Raw genomic sequence first — 15,836 nt, forward strand, 5'->3', positions numbered from 1 at the left:
AAGAACATGGCGGCGACGTTCAAGCCGCGAGATCTGGACGAAGTCCCGTCGGTGGACGCGCTCCTCGTGCAATTGGGGACCGGACCGTTCGTCCGGGACACGCTGACGGCGCCCGTCGGGCGGAATGACTCCTGGGTGGGCGCCACCACCAGCGGGCGGAAGGTCTTCGTCAAGCATCTGATCGGGCCCGGCCCGGATGTCAGGGCACGGATGGGCAGGCTGCTGTCCTTCGAGCAGTTCGCCGAGGGGCTGCCCACCGCGGCGCTGCGCGGTCCGGCGTTCCTGGGCGCCGACGAGAAGAGCAGTCTCGTGGCGTACGACTACATCGAAGATGCCCGCAGTGGTGCCGAGTTGATGATCGACCAGACCTTCGGCCCGTTACTCGCGGAGAACATCGGCCGGGCCATCGGCCTGCTGCACGAGGCGCCCCTGACCAGCGCGCCGACGCTCGACGACTCCCCGCCGCCGCATCCTCCGCAGGGCTTTCTGCGGGGTCTTCCGCTCCCGGTGTTCGAGTCGCTGAGCTTCGCCGAGCTACAGGGCTGGCGACTGATGCAGACCGACGAGGCGCTGGTCACGGCCATCGGGCAACTGCGGGAACGAGAGCGGGGAGCTCCCCGTGTGCCGTCCCACTGCGATCTGCGCGTGGACCAGTTCCTGGTCACGGGCGACGACTTCCTGGTGACCGACTGGGAGGAGTTCCGGCTTGCGGACCCGGCCCGTGACGTCGGGGCCTTCGCCGGCGAATGGCTGCACCGCTCCATTCTCGACATCGTCACGACCCGTGGTGACTCGGGCTTCCTGGACATCGAGCTGACGCACGAGGTGGTGCTCAGCCGCGGCGTGCAGAAGATGCAGCGCCTGCTGCCGCTGGTGCGGAGCTTCTGGCACGGATACCGGCAGGTCCGCCCGCACCTGGATGCCGGACTCGCCACCCGGGCCACCGCCTACGCGGGCTGGCACCTGCTCGACCGGCTGATGGCCGGCGCGTCCAGGGCCTCCCGGCTCTCGGGCATCGAGCGGGCCGCGGCCGGTATCGGACGGGCCGCGCTGATCAACCCCGGGAACTTCGTGACCACACTCGGATTCGAGGAACGTGAGGAAGACGTGGATGAACGTCCTGAACTCCTCGGGACAGCAGCGGATGTGCGCGCGGGCGAACGTGAGGCAGCCGCATGAGTGAGGACTCGGTGGGTTCCCTTTCCACCTCGCTGCCGCCACGGCTGCGGGAGGCTCTCGGCCTCGTGACCGTCGCCCCGGACGGCTCACGGGCCACGGTGAGCGACCGTGAGATCGAGGCGGACAGCCCGCGGGAGATGCGCCGGCTGCTGGCCGAGGCCCTGTACGACATCCTGCACGCCGGACAGTTCGTGGAGAAGGGGGCACTCTCCTTCCGCCTGCGCGACGAGGCGTTCGAGAAGGTCCTCGGCACCGCGGCTCCGCACGAGTGGAGCACGGCCCGTGCCCGGGTGCAGCTTCCACCGGACGGGGGCCGTCCGGGACGTGTCCTGGTCGAACGGGACGGGGTACGGGTGTGGGTGGAGGCCGGGAGCATCCGGGAGGGCGGGCCCCTCACCGCGGGTCAGGTCGTGACGCTCGACGTGCCCGCACGGCGCCCCGCGCTCTCACCCGGTTTCTTCGTCGTGGACGGCACCGTGCCCCGCAGCCCGCAACGCGAACTCCTGCGCGTGTACATCCACATCACCCGCTGGCAGGACGCCGCCGCTGTCTGGCGGAAAGCCCTCGGGCATCTCGAGGGGAACGGCATCGCGTACCGCTCGAAGATCCTCTCGGCCAAGGCGCTGTACCCCCGGAGGGACGCTCTGGTGGTCTATCTGGGCCAGGAGTCATGGCATCAGGTGTCCGCGCTGGCCGAGGCGTTGCGCGGGGTCGACGGCCTCGGGCAGGAGACCTCCGTCTTCTCCGAGCCGGTGGCCCCTGGTGTCGCCGTGGCCTGGGAGCCCGAGGACGATCGTCCCGGCATGTCCGGACTGAGCTTCGGACAGCACCGGGCCACCGCTCTGGCCCATGCCCTGCTCGACAGCGCTGTGGACGGAGTTCCCGAGGAACGCGCGGTCGTCAGCCGGTTCACCGAGGCGGGAATCGACCCCGCTCGTCCGGCGAGGAACACCGCCTCCCCTGATTTTCCGACGGCGCCTGACGGCCCGCGGGAAGCGAACCTCGTATCCGCCTGAAGTAACGGCGGACACGGGTCGCAAGATCGCTCCTCCCTCGTCGAGGCCTTCGCCTCGCAGCGAGGAGCGAGCAGTGAACAGTTCCACTGCCGTTGCGCCGCCGGCTCAGGCCGGTGTGCCGCATCGGCGCGCGCGGTCAGCTGCGACGTGAGACCTGCTGCTGACCGAACGCTCCCTCAAGCCTGCCGGCGATGGCCGGCAGTCACGGCAAGGAGAGGGAGACCCATGGAGAAGACCACCGCGATCATGGAGCTGATGGCCGGATACGAGGCCTACAGCGACGCGCGTGAGCTGAACGTGACGGCCGCCGCCGAGGCGCCCGCCACCACGCCCGCCTGCCTCGCCAGCGCCACCGCCAGCTTCGTGGCCAGCCAGTTCTCGGCCAGGACGATCGCCGGCGGCTGCTGAACCCGGGGACTCTCTGTTCGCCCCGTCGACGGCGCCCGAGCAACCGCCCGGGCGCTGACCTAAGGAAATGAAAGAGGAACAAAAATGGACAAGTCCATGGCCATCATGGAGCTCGTTTCGAACTACGACGCCTACGCGGACGTCGACGAGCTGAACATCACGGCCGCCGCCGACGCGCCGGCGACCACCCCCGTGTGCGCGGCGAGTATCGCCAGCTCCAGCTGGTGCGCCGCGTCGGCGAGCGCGGTCAGCGGTGCCACGTACGAGCTGACCTGCTGACCGACCCGAACCTGCCGGTGACCGCCGGCAGCTCTCCACCAGGAGAGCACGAGAAAGGGAAATCCCATGGAGAAGACCACCGCGATCATGGAGCTGATGGCCGGATACGAGGCCTACAGCGACGCGCGTGAGCTGAACGTGACGGCCGCCGCCGAGGCGCCCGCCACCACGCCCGCCTGCCTCGCCAGCGCCACCGCCAGCTTCGTGGCCAGCCAGTTCTCCGCGAAGACCATCGCCGGAGGCTGCTGATCGTGGCTCGCCGGTCGGCCGGTCGCGGAACCGTACTTCGTATACCCGCGGCCGGCCGGCCGGCGGTCTTCCCCCCCCTCCCTCACCCCTTCCGAGACCGGGTCGCCGGAGCCGGGCCCGGCCCGATCGGCCTCTCCGGCCCGCCCTCCCGGCGCCTCGATCCGACGACCTCGCTCACTCACACACGGGACGGACACCAGACCGATGGCACATGAAGCGGACCGCGGAGATCTGCTGGAGATGGCGGACCTCCTCACACCCTCCACGATCCGTGCCGCGGCAACGCTCCGCATAGCGGACCATCTCGCCTCCGGTGTCGATGTGCCGGAGAAACTCGCTGAGCTCACCGGCACCCGCCCGGACCTGCTGGATCTGCTGTTGCGGCATCTGGCGTCGAAGGGCGTCCTGACGGAGGAGGGCGGCAGGTACGCCGTCACCGAGCTCGGCGACCGGTTGCGTGCGGACCATCCGGACAGTCTGCGCGACCACCTGACGGCAGAGGGCCTCTACGGCCGGGCCGAGCTGTCCATGGTGAACATCCTGCACACCGTCCGCACCGGTGAGCCCGCCCACGCCACCGTCTTCGGGCGCGGTTACTGGGAGAGCGTCAACGAGGACCCCGCTTTCGTCGAGGCCCTGGAACAGAGCGAGAGCAAGCCCCAGCTCGGCTGGGGGGCAGAGCTGATCTTCGACAGCTACGACTGGGGCGGCGTCGGGCGGGTCGTGGACGTGGGCGGCCACAGCGGAGCCATCCTCATGGAACTCCTGCGGCAACAGCCCCACCTGCACGGCACGCTGGTTGATCTGCGTAACGTGGCCGAGGTCGCGGGGCGCCGGTTCGCCGCGGAGGGCCTCGGTGACCGGGCCGAGGCGGTCACAGGGAGTTTCTTCGAACCACTGCCCACCGGCGGCGACGTCTACCTGCTCTCGGCGATCCTCGCCGACTGGTCCGACGAACAGGCCACGGCGATCCTGCGCCGCTGCGCGGAGGCCGCGGGCCCCTCTGGGAAGGTCGTGCTCGCGGAAGTCAGCCTCCAGGTGCCACGAGAGGCACCCGGGTCAGCCGCCATGGAGCTGTGGCTGCGGGCCACCATGCCCGCTCCGGTGCGCTCGGCCGAGCAGCTGAAGGCCCTGGGGGCGGCGGCGGGCCTGCGCGTGACGTGGGAGGGCCCGGCGACCCCCGTACGGTCGATCCTGGAGTTCTCGCCGTGCTGAGCTTCGACGCCGTCAGCAAGAGCTTCGGTGAGCGCCGCGTCCTGGACGGCCTCACCTTCCACGTGAAGCCGGGCGAACTCTTCGGGTTCTGCGGTGCCAACGGTGCCGGCAAGACCACCGCGATGCGCATCGCGCTGGGAGTGGCCAGGGCGGACTCGGGCTCCGTGCTCTGGGGCGGTGCAGAGGTGGACGCGCTCTCCCGGCAGCGGTTCGGCTACATGCCGGAGGAGCGCGGCCTCTACGCAAAGATGACGCCCCTCGACCAACTCGTCCACTTCGGGCGGCTGAGCGGCGTACGGCCTCGAGAGGCCGGGCGCAGCGCGGCGGAGTGGATGGAGCGGCTCGGTGTGGTGGCCCGCCCGAAGGACACGCTGGAGAAGCTGTCCCTCGGCAACCAGCAGAAGGTCCAGCTCATAGCGGCTCTCATCCACGATCCCGCCGTACTGATCCTCGACGAGCCGTTCTCCGGACTGGACCCGGTGGCCGTGGACGCCATGGCCGACGTACTGCTCGAACGCGCGCGCGACGGGGCACCGGTCGTCTTCTCCAGTCACCAACTGGGGCTCGTGGAGCGGCTGTGCGACCGCATCGGGATCCTGCACGGCGGCCGTCTGGTCGCCGACGGGACCGTCAGGGAGCTGCGCCGTGACGTCGGCGGCCCGGAGCGGATCCGGCTTTCGGTGTCGGACGTCCCACCCGGCTGGGCGCGAGGTCTCTCCGGGGTACGGACGCTGACCGAGGAGGACGGGGTGACCACCCTGGAGCTGGAGTCCGACCTGGCCGCGCGGGGGGCCCTGGCCGCGGCGCAGGTCGTGGGGCGTGTGGAGTACTTCGGTCGGCAGGAAGCCGAACTCGCGGACATATTCAGGGAGTCGGTGGCATGAGCAGGGGCTGGAACACCGACCTGGCGCTCATCAGGGTCGTCGCTGCCCGTGAGATCACCGGGCAGTTGCGCAGCAAGGCCTTCTGGGCGTCGCTACTCGTGACCGCCGCCATGCTCTGCCTGTCCTTCTCGCTGTCCGGTGTCCTGGGCGACGGGGATGACGGCCCCGTGACGGTGGGCGTGACGGACGGCCGGAGCACGGTCACCGAGGCACTGCGGTCCGAGGCCACGGTCAAGGAGTACCCGGACGTGGGCAGCGCCCGGGCAGCTGTGCGGGAAGAGGCGGTCGACGCGGCTGTGCTGCCCGCCGGCGAGGTGATCGTCCTGCGGGAGCTGCCGGAAGCCCTGGCCCGTACGATCCAGCAGGCCGAGCGGACGGCGGACCACGTCGAGCGGTTGCGGGAGCTCGGCGCCACTCCCGGCGAGGCGGAACGGGCGTTCGTGTCACGGGGGCTGAGTGTCACCGCCCTCGACGAGGACGCCGCCGAGGTGCAGGAGCGGACGATGACCGCGGGCCTCGGGGTGTTCCTCCTGTTCGTCCTGATGCTGATCTCCGGCCTCGGGATCGCCCAGGGTGTCGCGGAGGAGAAGTCCAGCCGCATCGTCGAGGTGCTGCTGGCGAAGGTCCAGGCCTGGCACCTGCTGGCGGGCAAGATCGTCGGTCTCGGGGCGGCCGCACTGGTCCAGATCCTGCTGATGATGACCGTGGCTCTGGGCGGGGCGATCAGCTTCGGCGTGCTCCACGCACCGCTGGACGCGATCGGCACCGCCGCCAACCTGCTGCTCTGGTTCGTGCCGGGATACGTGCTGTTCGTGACCCTCTACGCGGTGGCCGGCGCGCTGGTCTCCCGCCAGGAGGACGTCAGCCACGTGATCGGGCCGGTGAACATGCTCCAGATGCTGAGCCTGGTGGGGCCTGTGCTGGCGGTGCAGGGCAGTTCCGACGAGTCGCTGCTGACCGTCGTCTCGATGGTCCCCGGCCTGTCATGGGCCGCGATGCCGGTGCGGATGGCGGCCGGGGACGTGCCGTGGTGGCAGGTGTCCGTGGCGTTCGTCCTGATGCTGCTGGCGATCGCGGGCCTGGTCCGCGTCGGCGGCCGGGTCTACCGCGGCGGCCTGCTCAGGTACGGCGGGATCGTCAGGCTCAGAGAGGTCCTGCGTAGTGCGTCGTACTGACAGCGTTGCCGCTAAGGGGAGTTGGGCATGAACGAGCCGAGGAACACGGACGACACGAAGCAAGCCGGGAAGGCGGATCCCCCGGTGGACCCGGGCACGGCACCGCCCTCCGGTGCACCGACGCAGCTCCGCGTCATGCGGGAGCTGACCCGGGGCAAGGGTCTCCAGATGGCCCTCATCGGTCTGCTCGCACTGGTGTCCGCCGGAGCGACGCTGGCGCTGCCCACGGTGGTGGGCAGGCTGCTGGCCGTCGTCCAGAGCGGTGACAGCACCACCGGGTGGGTGCTCGCGATGGTCGCGGCCGGGTTCGGCTCCGCCGCCGCAGGCGCGCTGGCCACGTATCTGCTGAGCCGGATGGGCCAGCAGCTGATCCGCCGGCTGCGCATACGCACCATGCGGCACACCCTGGAACTACGGCTGAGTGACACCCGGAGTGTGGGACCCGGCGACTTGGTGGCCCGGCTGACGGCCGACGCGGCCATGGTCAAGAACCTCATCGACATCGGCCCCATCCAGCTGCCGATGGCAGGTATCACGGTGCTGGGCACCCTGGTGATCATGGGTTTGCTGGACTGGATCCTGCTGCTCATCACGGTGAGCGCCTTCGTCGTGGCCGTAGGGCTCATCACTCTGGTGGTCAAGGGTCTGCGCCGCCAGTACACGGCGGTACAGACGGAGGTCGGAGGGCTCGCCCAGCGGTTCGTCGCCACTCTCGACGCGCTCACCATCATCAAGGCTTACCGCGCCGAGAAGATCGTGGGCGACCAGCTGGCCGAACGCGCCACCACGGTGGCCCGGCTGGAGACCGGGGCGGCCCGGATGGAGTCCCTGATGGTTCCGATCATCAACCTCGGACAGCAGATCGCGCTGGTCAGCGTGGTGATCGGCGGCGGCAGCCGGATGCTCGACGGCCATCTCACGCTGGCCGACTTCGTGGCGTTCCTGCTGTATCTGCTCCAGCTCACCGCGCCCCTGATCATGGCGGCTTCGGGCGTGAGCGGTCTGCAGATGGGGCTGGTCGCCCGTAAGCGATTCGACGAGTTGTTCGCGCTGCCGACGGAGACGTCGGCACGCACCGCTCTCGGCGCACGCCCGGCGTCCGCGCCGTCCGGGACGGACGCGTCCGGTGTCACGCCGGCCGTGCGCTTCGAGAACGTCGCGTACGGATACGGGGGCGTGCCCGCGCTGCGCGATGTCGGGCTGACGGTTCCCGCCCGCGGCCTGACCGCCATGGTGGGGCTGTCGGGATCTGGCAAGACCACCGCGCTGGGCCTCGTCGAGGGCTTCATGGAGCCGGACTCCGGCCGCATCGAGGTGCTGGGGCGGGACCTGACCGACTGGCCCCTGGCCGACCTGCGCTCCCGTATCGCGTACGTGGACCAGTCCTGCACCCTGCTGCACGACACCGTCCGGGAGAACCTGTTGCTGGGCCGCGAGGACACCCCCGCCGACCCCGCTCTGATGACCGCCCTCGAACGGGTCGGTCTCGCCGATGAGATCCGGCGGCTACCTGCGGGGCTGGACACGGTCCTGGGCGGAGCGGCCGACCTGTCCGGAGGGCAGCGTCAGCGTCTGGCCCTCGCACGGGCCGTGCTGGCCGATGCCCGGCTGGTGCTCCTCGACGAGCCGTCCTCCCACCTGGACTCCGTCAACGAGCAGAAGCTGAGGGACGTGGTGGACGACCTCGCGGCCGAACGCGCCGTACTGGTCGTCGCCCACCGCATCTCCACCGTCCAGCACGCCGACCACGTGATCGTGCTCGACGCCGGAAGGGTGGTGGACCAGGGCACACACCTCGGCCTGCTAGACCGTTGCCCCGACTACGCCGAGCTGGTGAGCGGTCAGGCCCTCAGTGGCTCGCCCCGCGAGAACCCCCTGCCCGGCGGGGACACCGCGGCCCGCGAACCCGTCCTGCCTGCCGGAACCCGCGCATGACACCGGCCGGAAGCCACCCCACGAGTGACCTGAGGGACCCCACCATGACCACGTACTCCATCCTCATGCCATTCGCACCACCGAGGCCGGAACAGATACTTCCGTACGCGGCACTCACCCAGTGGAGCGGGGCACACCGGCTGTGGCAGGGCCAGGCCATGCTCAATCAGCCGCACCAGGCCTTCACCTACGCGGCGGCCTCGGGCTTCCGCGTCCCGGTCGGGCTCGGCGTGACGCTCATGCCCTTCACCCACCCCTACGAGGCGGCGCTCCAGGCGCAGTCGGTGGCGGCAGCGACCGGACACTCCGTGGTGGCCGGCTTCGGACCTGGTGCGTCGGTGCTCCAACGCAGCATGTGCGGCGCCCCCTACCGCAGCCCCCTGACCGCCTCACGCGAATACTTGACAGCCGTACGCGGCCTGCTCGACGGCGAGTTGGTCGAGCAGGAGGGCGAGTACTTCACCTGCCACGGCAAACTCCTCCCGGTGCCGCGGCCGCCCATCGAGGTGGGGCTCGGAGTGCTTCGGCCCGGCATGGCACGGCTCGCCGGCGAGGTGGCCGACACGGCCATCACCTGGCTCACCCCCGCCGCCTATCTGCGCGACACCGTCGCTCCGGCCCTACGCGAGGGCGCCGAGGCCGCAGGACGCCCCGTGCCCCGCCTGGTGGCCATCGTTCCCGTCGCCCTGGCCGCCCCGGAGCGTGACGCCGCCGCTCTGGCCCTGGCCGGCAACATCGGCCATCTGCGGCTGCCTCACTACGTCGACATGCTGCGCCGTTCCGGTATCAGCACCGACAGCGCCGACCCGGCTTCCGGTGCCGCCGCGCTCGTCGAGGGCCGGGCCTTCCTGTACGGGGAACCGAAGGTCCTCGCCGAGGAGTTCGCTGCGTTCCGGGAGGCGGGAGTCGACGAGATCGTGCTGAACGTGACCGGGGTGCACGGCACGTACGGCGGTCAGACCGCGCTGCGCGAGCTGGAGACCATCCTCACGGAAGTGACCTCGTGACGGCGGTGGACGGGTCTGGCGCGCCGGTCACGGCGAGTCCGCCGGACGGCGGCCAGGCGCCCGCCCTGAACGTCGAGAGGCTTCTGCTGGTCACCACCGGTTCCGCCTTCGCCACGGGAATGCCGTACTGGGTCGACTGGCTGCGGCTGTCCTACCCGGAGCTGGCCGTCAAGATGGTGCTGACCCGCAGTGCCCAGCGCTTCGTCACCCGCCAGGCACTGGCCGGGCGGCTGCACCGCAGTGGTGAGGTGCTGCTCGACGAGTGGCCCGAGCACGAAGGAACAGCCCGCCATGTCGAGCTGGCCGAGTGGGCCCAGGCGGTCGTGGTCTATCCCGCCACCTTCCACTTCGTGGCCCGGCTGGCACTGGGCCTGGCCGATTCGCCCGCGCTGCTCGCCTGCCACTGCACCCGTGCCCCTGTGGCCGTGGCCCCGGCCCTGCCCCCGGGCGGCCTGGAGAGCGCCGCCTTCCAGAACCACTGGGCGGCGCTGGCCGCGCGCCCCGACGTCGTACTCGCCCCGCCCCACCCCGGCGTCAGCCTGACCACGGGCCGGGCCGAAGCGTGGGTGCCGCCCCTGCTGCCGGAGGTCATCGCCATGCTGGAACACCGCCGTGCCGAGCTGGAGGCCGGCTCCGCGGGCCGGCTGCCGCCCGCCACCCCGTCCGCCTACGCCGCAGACTTGGCCCGGCCGTGAGCGGCCAGGAAGAGGTCGGGGGAGCGGGGACCGACGGCACGCGGCACGCCACCGTCCAGGAACCGACGGTGTACGGCACCGACCTGCTGCGTACCTCCGTCCGTCCCGTCCCCCGCGACCGCGGGTGGGAGTGGACCAGGACGACCGGCCCGCTGGCGCCCGTGGCCTTCCAGCCGCTCACCGGCCTCGGCGACCGGCTGGCCGCCGTGGGACGGGAGGGCTCCGTCCGCCTTGCGGTGGGCCGGACGGAGGGACCGGGCCGGGTCTATGCCGTCGGAGGGCAGGAGTCGGTCGCAAACCGGCTGTTGTCGGACGGTCCGCTGCCGGTGCTGCACAAGCCGCTGCACGGGCTCGGACTCGCGCTGGCCGGGCTGCACGCGGACGGCCCGCCGCCGGGAACGGAACCGCTCGGCCCGCCCCGCGGACTGGTCCGGCTCGACACCTGGCTGTCGGGCCGCGCGCCGGTTGCCCGCGCCGCCTACGTCGGAGCCCAGTTGCAGCGCCGTCTGGGGCCGGAACGCTGGGCCCGTGTCACCGGCTGGTGCCGCGACGTCACCGAGGACACCGACGTCACCCTCGTGCACGGAGCGCCGGGGATCGGCTCCCTGGTCGTCGAGAGCGACACGGGGCAGGCCTCTCTGCTCTCGGGCGAGGACCTCGCCGTGGCTCCCTGGTACTTCGACCTGGGCTGGGTCCTGGGCGAACTGGTCGAGCTGAGGTGGCAGCTGGGAGGCGACCGGCAGGGCTGGCAGGTGCTCCTGGAGGCGCTCTTCGAGGGATACGGCCGGGACGCGGGCGAGGAGTGGAACCGGATGGCGGTCCTGCGGATCCTGCTGCACGTCCACGACATCGCCGCGTACGTCGGCTGGCACACCGCCGGGTTCGACCACTACACGACGTTCCTGATCTTCCTGATCGACCTCTGAGTCCCGTGCCCCCGCGATCCGGTGCCCCGGACTCCATGACCAGCGAGGAGAGAAGTACCCCATGAGTACCGCCCGCCCGCAGCCCAGGCTGTACAGGTTCACCCTGCCGAACGGACTGCGGGTGGTGCTGGACACCAGGTCCCCACGGCCTCGGGTGGCGGTCGCCGTGCACTACGGCACCGGGTTCCGGTCCGAACCACCGGGCCGTGAGGGTTTCGCGCATCTCTTCGAGCATCTGATGTTCCGCGGCAGCGCGAGCCTTCCCGACGGGCGCTTCTACGACCATGTGCACCGCTTCGGCGGCCATGCGAACGGGACCACGCACCAGGACTACACCGACTACTACCAGGTGGTCCCGGCCCAGGCGCTGGAGCGTGCGCTGTTCGCCGAAGCCGACCGGATGCGGGCTCCCCTCTTCACACCGACCGCGCTGGCCGAGCAGCTGCGCGGTGTGGAGGCGGAGATCGATCAAGCGGTGCACAGCAGGCCGTACGGAGGCTTCCCCTGGCCCCTGATGCCCGGCGTCCTCTTCGACAGGTTCGCCAACGCGCACGACGGTTACGGCGAGGCCGAGCGGCTGCGCACCACGACCGTCGCGGACTGTGCGGAGTTCTTCGCCACTCACTACGCACCCGGCAACGCCGTGCTGACCGTCCTCGGCACGGGCAGCCCCGGGGACACCCGGGCGCTGGTGGAACGGCACTTCGGAGGCATACCCGCACGCCCGGTCACGCCTCCTCCCGCACGTGCCGAGCCCCGGCGCCACGCGGAGCGGTGGGTGGAGTGCACCGAGCCGGGAATCGCCGCGACAGCAGTGGCGACGGGCCACCGGCTGCCCGACCCGGCGGAGGACCTGCCCGGCTATCTGGCACACGCCGTGCTGGCCAGGCTCACCAGCGAGCAGGGCCCGCCCGCGCCCGGGTTGCCCGCCGTCAGCACCAGTTGCGGTTTCTTCGGCCCGCTGGACGCGCGGGACCCCGACGCGCTGGTGGTGACCGCGCTGCTGGAGCCGGGCACCGACCCGAAGGAGGCAACCGCCGCGGTCGCCCGGCAATGGGCCGGCTGGTCGCGGAATCCGCCGGCGGAGGCGGTCCACCGGACGGTGCGGCGGATGGTCGGGGAGCATCACCGCGACCACGGCGACCTGGAGACCCGGTGTCGTGCCCTGGGCCGTCTGGAGAGCCTCTTCGGACGGGCGGACCTTCTCGATCGGCTCCCGGACCTCCTCGCTGCGGTGGGCCCGGCCGAAGTCGCCGCGGCAGCAGGCGAGTTGGCGGGTCTCCCGGCGACGGTTCTGGTGATGCGCCCGGGTTCTGTCCGCACCCGCCCGGCCCGGTCCTCCACCGGGGAGTGCGGTGCGCCGGTGCCGCCCGTCGCCGGTCCGGGCCTCGTGCCGGTGCCGGGCGCGGCGCCGGCGTTTCCGCTGCCGGGGTACGGATCGCCCGGCGCCCCGGAACCCGCGGCCATGCGTGACTCGACCCTGGACAACGGCCTGCGCGTGATCACTGTCGCCGACCGCCGGAGCCCGTCCCTTGAGGCCCGGCTGCGGCTGCCGCTGGGCCCGCTCGGATGGCTGAGGGCCGCCGGACCCGAGGCTTCGGTGCGCGCCCGCCTGGCCCGTACGCGTGCCGCCGAGCGTGCGGCGGCACTGGGGGGGAGCCTGACCGCGTCCGTCGACGGACAGTGGGTGGATGTCACTGGTCACCTCCCGCCGGGGCAGCTGCCGGCCTGGCTGGCCCTGCTGGCCTCGGTGGTCGCACCACCGAGGCGGGACGACGGCGCCCCGGCCGGTCTCCGGTCCGTACGCCCGACACCTCCGCAGCTCATGGACGACGCGGTACGGCGCCACTGGTCGGACGGTCGCGCGGACACGTCCGTGACCGGGACACCGGCGTGGGACCCGCGCGGCGGCGCGTTCGTCCTGCTCGGGGACATCGACCCGGAACGCGCGTCCGCGGCGGCGCGCAAGGCCCTGGAGGCGTGGCCGCCCGCGGCCCCGCTCCCCGAGGCGCCCGGCCGCAGACCGGAGGGCGGCCGGCTGCTGGTCCTGCGCTCCCCCGCCGCCGGCGAAGTGCATCTGACGGTGTGCGCCCCGGAGCCGGAGATCTCGGAGATGGACGCCGGGGCCGCCGAGGCGGCCCGCTATCTGGCCACCGCCGTGTTCGGCGGCTATTTCGGCTCCCGGCTGGCCACGCGCATGCGCGTGAGCGCGCTCGAGGGCTACGAGGTGTACTCGGGCCGGGATGTCGTGCTGGACCTCCCCCGGGTGTTCGTACGGGCGCGCGTCGCACCGCACCTGGCCGAGGCCGCGCTCGACGGGATCCGCGAGGAGCTGCGCCTGGCGGAAGAGAACCCCTTCACGGACGCGGAGGTGGAGGCGGCCCGCGAGTTCTGCGCCGCGCAGGCGCTCGGAGCCTTCGACTCACCCGCGACCCAGGCGGACCAGCTGCGACAGCTGACAGCCGCGGGCCGGGACCCGGGCGGGCTGTTCCACCTGCCGCAGCTGCTCCGGAGAGTCCCCGCTCACGACGTGGCACGTGCCGGCCGCGAGCTCTTCGCCACCCCGGCCATGGACACGGTGCTGTTCGGCCCTGTCACGGCCGACCGGGCCGCGGAGATCGCCTCGGCGCCGCTGCGTGCGGGGACTGCCTGAGCGTCGCCGCGCGCACCGGGCCCGGGAGAAGCCGTGCCGGGCCCGGTGCACCGCCGAGGAGTGCACCGGGCCCGGCATGGAGCCGCTTTCGCGTGCCGGGCTACGCCTGTGCCAGCCCGGCGATGCGACGCAGCTCCGTCAGATGCCCGGCGAGGGCCTCACGGCCGGCCGGGGTGAGGGCGAGCCAGGTGTGGGTCCGGGAATTCATGGGCGCTTTCGTGATCGTCACGTAGCCCGCCGTCTGGAGCACCTTCACCTGCTTGCTGAGGACGGAGTCGCTCACCGTGAGGGCGTCACGGAGCACGGAGAACTCCAAGGACTCGACCGCGGCGAGCATGCTGCAGATCTGCAGCCTGTGCACCGGATGGATCACTTCGTCGAAGCCGCCCATGATCAGGCCCGGCTGACGAGCTCACGGCGGAGTGCCTCGTCATTGCGCCTGCTGACGTGAACGGTGAAGGCCAGCGCCAGCAGACCGGCGACCGACATGGCGCCCGGGACGTCCACGGCGAGTTTGAGGATCAGGCCCACCGCGCCGAGGACCAGGAGCGTGATCGCGTACAGACCGTTGAGCTGGCGGGTGCCGGCCACCGGCAGGGAACGGTTGAAGGAGACGCCCCGGGAGCGCGCGACGGCCAGGGTCAACGCGACGGGCAGCACGACCCCGCCCACGATGACGCCCGAGGGCACCATGCTTCCACCCACGTCGATCGAGGCGAAGACGAGGCCCACACCGAGTCCGAGACCGGCGTGGTACCACCAGGGAGCAGGGGCCAGGTCCGCGAGGGCGGCGCGTGCGGTGTGGGCGTGGTCGAGAGCGGCACGCGCGAGGGCAGGGTCTTTCCGTTCGCTGTTTTCCATAATGGAAAGTCTACCTTGACTTTCCATCATGGCAAGTGCTTCGGGTGCGGTCCGTCGACACCCCTCCTGACCGAGGAGTCAGATCCAGCCGCGCTCACGGGCGAGGAGTGCCGCCTGAGGACGACTGGCCGCCTCCAGGAGCTGCAGGATGTTGGCGACGTAACGACGGTAGGTGCGCACCGAGACCCCCAGGTCACGCGCACCGATCTCGTCCTTCGTGCCGCGGCACATGGCCTTCAGGACCAGCTGCTCCATCTGCGGCAGATGGACCTCGGGGCCCTCGGGACACTCCCCCGTCTCCTCGCAGAAGACGGAGAGCTCAAGGGCGTCACTCCAGATCTTCTCGAAGAGATCCATGACGTTGGCGACCAGCCCCGCCTCCTGTGCCACCAGCGCGCCGCGCGCGCTGTCGGCGGGGTCGACCGGCGTCAGGGCGACGGAGCGGTCGTAGACGAGGATACGTGCGGACATGTCCTCCACCACACGTATCTCCGCACCCTTCGAGGCCAGTTCGCACAGGTACCCGAAAGTGACGGCATCCTCCAGCGCCTGGCGCAGGACAACGCTCCGCATCCGCACGCCTCGTCTGATGCACCGGAGATCCAGCGGTCTGGAGTGCTGGATGTTCTCGTGGGTCAGCGCGGTGTAGGGCTCGGCGGACATGATCTCCTCACGGGCGAAGAAAGCGAGCGCCTCGATGCGGCTGCGTATCGTGTCGAGGCTCTCGATCTTCTCCACCACCGGTTTCTTGGCCGGGGCGATCTCCTGTTCCGCCTCGAGCGACGCGACGAGGTGCCTGGCCTGCGTGACGGCGCGCATCTCCGCATGCAAATGCCGCAACCGCAGATCGGCCAGGCTGTCCACGACCGACTCCGGAGACTCCGGCCAGTAACGGCCGTCGGGCCCCACGACGACGACGGCGAGGTCCGCGAGCCGCTCCAGCGCGCTCGCGACCTCGTGCGGGGGAGCGTCCGAAAGCTCGCACAAGTTCTCCGCCGCCGTTCCGGGGCATCTCAGGATGTCCCGGTAAAGCTCCTCTTCCAACCCAGAAAGCCCCAGTACGGACAGAACGCCAGCATTCATCAGGCCCCCGTGATCCAGCAGCCGGCCCTGCGACCAGAGCAAGAGCCGGTGCAGCCATGATTGATGGTGTGTCCATTGAAAGTACATTACGTAGAGGTAGCGTGACAGAGCTTTTTTTGCCGGAGGTCGAATCGATAGTCGGGCGTCAAATCAGAAAGCACGCGCTCGGCGCGGTACCCCGTCACCAGCACACTCTCCTGACAGACGCGAGTGCACTGCCGGGGGAACAACCGCAGCTGAACTTCGGGCGAATGACACGTCCTCACTTCCC

16 protein-coding genes are annotated in these 15,836 nt (G+C 71.0%); 13 read left to right on the forward strand and 3 right to left on the reverse strand.

Features of this window, described 5'->3' with window-relative positions:
• The first annotated feature begins 6 nt into the window (after positions 1–6).
• The 13 genes from lxmK to LWJ43_RS11705 all read left to right on the forward strand — a co-directional run bounded on the left by lxmK (position 7) and on the right by LWJ43_RS11705 (position 13,621).
• Positions 7–1,179: a class V lanthionine synthetase subunit LxmK gene (gene lxmK / locus LWJ43_RS11645; protein ID WP_277332210.1), complete on the forward strand. Its 1,173-nt coding sequence runs from the start codon at positions 7–9 to the stop codon at positions 1,177–1,179.
• Positions 1,176–2,195: a T3SS effector HopA1 family protein gene (locus LWJ43_RS11650; RefSeq protein WP_277332211.1), complete on the forward strand. Its 1,020-nt coding sequence runs from the start codon at positions 1,176–1,178 to the stop codon at positions 2,193–2,195. Before lxmK ends, LWJ43_RS11650 begins: the two co-directional genes overlap by 4 nt.
• 225 nt (positions 2,196–2,420) lie before the next feature.
• A complete protein-coding gene (locus tag LWJ43_RS11655; protein WP_277332212.1) occupies positions 2,421–2,603 on the forward strand; it encodes an LxmA leader domain family RiPP in 183 nt (60 codons plus the stop codon).
• Positions 2,604–2,687: 84 nt separating this feature from the next.
• A complete protein-coding gene (locus LWJ43_RS11660) occupies positions 2,688–2,882 on the forward strand; it encodes an LxmA leader domain family RiPP (protein ID WP_277332213.1) in 195 nt (64 codons plus the stop codon).
• A 66-nt stretch (positions 2,883–2,948) separates the two neighbouring features.
• The gene (locus tag LWJ43_RS11665) at positions 2,949–3,131 is read left to right on the forward strand and encodes an LxmA leader domain family RiPP (RefSeq protein ID WP_277332214.1); all 183 of its coding nucleotides are present in this window, start codon (positions 2,949–2,951) and stop codon (positions 3,129–3,131) included.
• A 204-nt stretch (positions 3,132–3,335) separates the two neighbouring features.
• Positions 3,336–4,346: a methyltransferase gene (locus LWJ43_RS11670; protein ID WP_277332215.1), complete on the forward strand. Its 1,011-nt coding sequence runs from the start codon at positions 3,336–3,338 to the stop codon at positions 4,344–4,346.
• Positions 4,340–5,230 carry an ABC transporter ATP-binding protein gene (locus tag LWJ43_RS11675; RefSeq protein ID WP_277332216.1) on the forward strand — a complete coding sequence of 297 codons (891 nt, stop codon included), beginning with the start codon at positions 4,340–4,342 and terminating at the stop codon, positions 5,228–5,230. Before LWJ43_RS11670 ends, LWJ43_RS11675 begins: the two co-directional genes overlap by 7 nt.
• The gene (locus LWJ43_RS11680) at positions 5,227–6,405 is read left to right on the forward strand and encodes an ABC transporter permease (RefSeq protein ID WP_277332217.1); all 1,179 of its coding nucleotides are present in this window, start codon (positions 5,227–5,229) and stop codon (positions 6,403–6,405) included. Before LWJ43_RS11675 ends, LWJ43_RS11680 begins: the two co-directional genes overlap by 4 nt.
• 27 nt (positions 6,406–6,432) lie before the next feature.
• Positions 6,433–8,340, forward strand: coding sequence for an ABC transporter ATP-binding protein (locus LWJ43_RS11685; protein ID WP_277332218.1), 1,908 nt, complete (start codon positions 6,433–6,435; stop codon positions 8,338–8,340).
• 44 nt (positions 8,341–8,384) lie between these two features.
• Positions 8,385–9,347, forward strand: a complete 963-nt coding sequence (locus LWJ43_RS11690; protein ID WP_277332219.1) for an LLM class flavin-dependent oxidoreductase — start codon at positions 8,385–8,387, stop codon at positions 9,345–9,347.
• Positions 9,344–10,042, forward strand: coding sequence for a flavoprotein (locus tag LWJ43_RS11695; RefSeq protein ID WP_277332220.1), 699 nt, complete (start codon positions 9,344–9,346; stop codon positions 10,040–10,042). Before LWJ43_RS11690 ends, LWJ43_RS11695 begins: the two co-directional genes overlap by 4 nt.
• Positions 10,039–10,968, forward strand: coding sequence for a hypothetical protein (locus tag LWJ43_RS11700; protein WP_277332221.1), 930 nt, complete (start codon positions 10,039–10,041; stop codon positions 10,966–10,968). The genes LWJ43_RS11695 and LWJ43_RS11700 overlap by 4 nt, the downstream gene beginning before the upstream one ends.
• Before the next feature lie 61 nt (positions 10,969–11,029).
• The gene (locus LWJ43_RS11705; protein ID WP_277332222.1) at positions 11,030–13,621 is read left to right on the forward strand and encodes a M16 family metallopeptidase; all 2,592 of its coding nucleotides are present in this window, start codon (positions 11,030–11,032) and stop codon (positions 13,619–13,621) included.
• A 100-nt stretch (positions 13,622–13,721) separates the two neighbouring features.
• On the opposite strand, the gene LWJ43_RS11710 is transcribed toward LWJ43_RS11705, so the two are convergent.
• From LWJ43_RS11710 to LWJ43_RS11720, 3 genes are all read right to left on the reverse strand, one after another.
• Positions 13,722–14,012: a transcriptional regulator gene (locus tag LWJ43_RS11710; RefSeq protein ID WP_277332223.1), complete on the reverse strand. Its 291-nt coding sequence runs from the start codon at positions 14,010–14,012 to the stop codon at positions 13,722–13,724.
• Positions 14,013–14,014: 2 nt separating this feature from the next.
• Entirely contained in the window at positions 14,015–14,482 is a 468-nt protein-coding gene (locus LWJ43_RS11715; RefSeq protein ID WP_277332224.1) for a hypothetical protein, read from the reverse strand.
• Positions 14,483–14,560: 78 nt separating this feature from the next.
• The gene (locus LWJ43_RS11720) at positions 14,561–15,565 is read right to left on the reverse strand and encodes a helix-turn-helix transcriptional regulator (protein ID WP_277332225.1); all 1,005 of its coding nucleotides are present in this window, start codon (positions 15,563–15,565) and stop codon (positions 14,561–14,563) included.
• Positions 15,566–15,836: the final 271 nt, after the last annotated feature.

The sequence above is a fragment of the Streptomyces sp. JH34 genome (assembly GCF_029428875.1).
Lineage (GTDB): Bacteria > Actinomycetota > Actinomycetes > Streptomycetales > Streptomycetaceae > Streptomyces.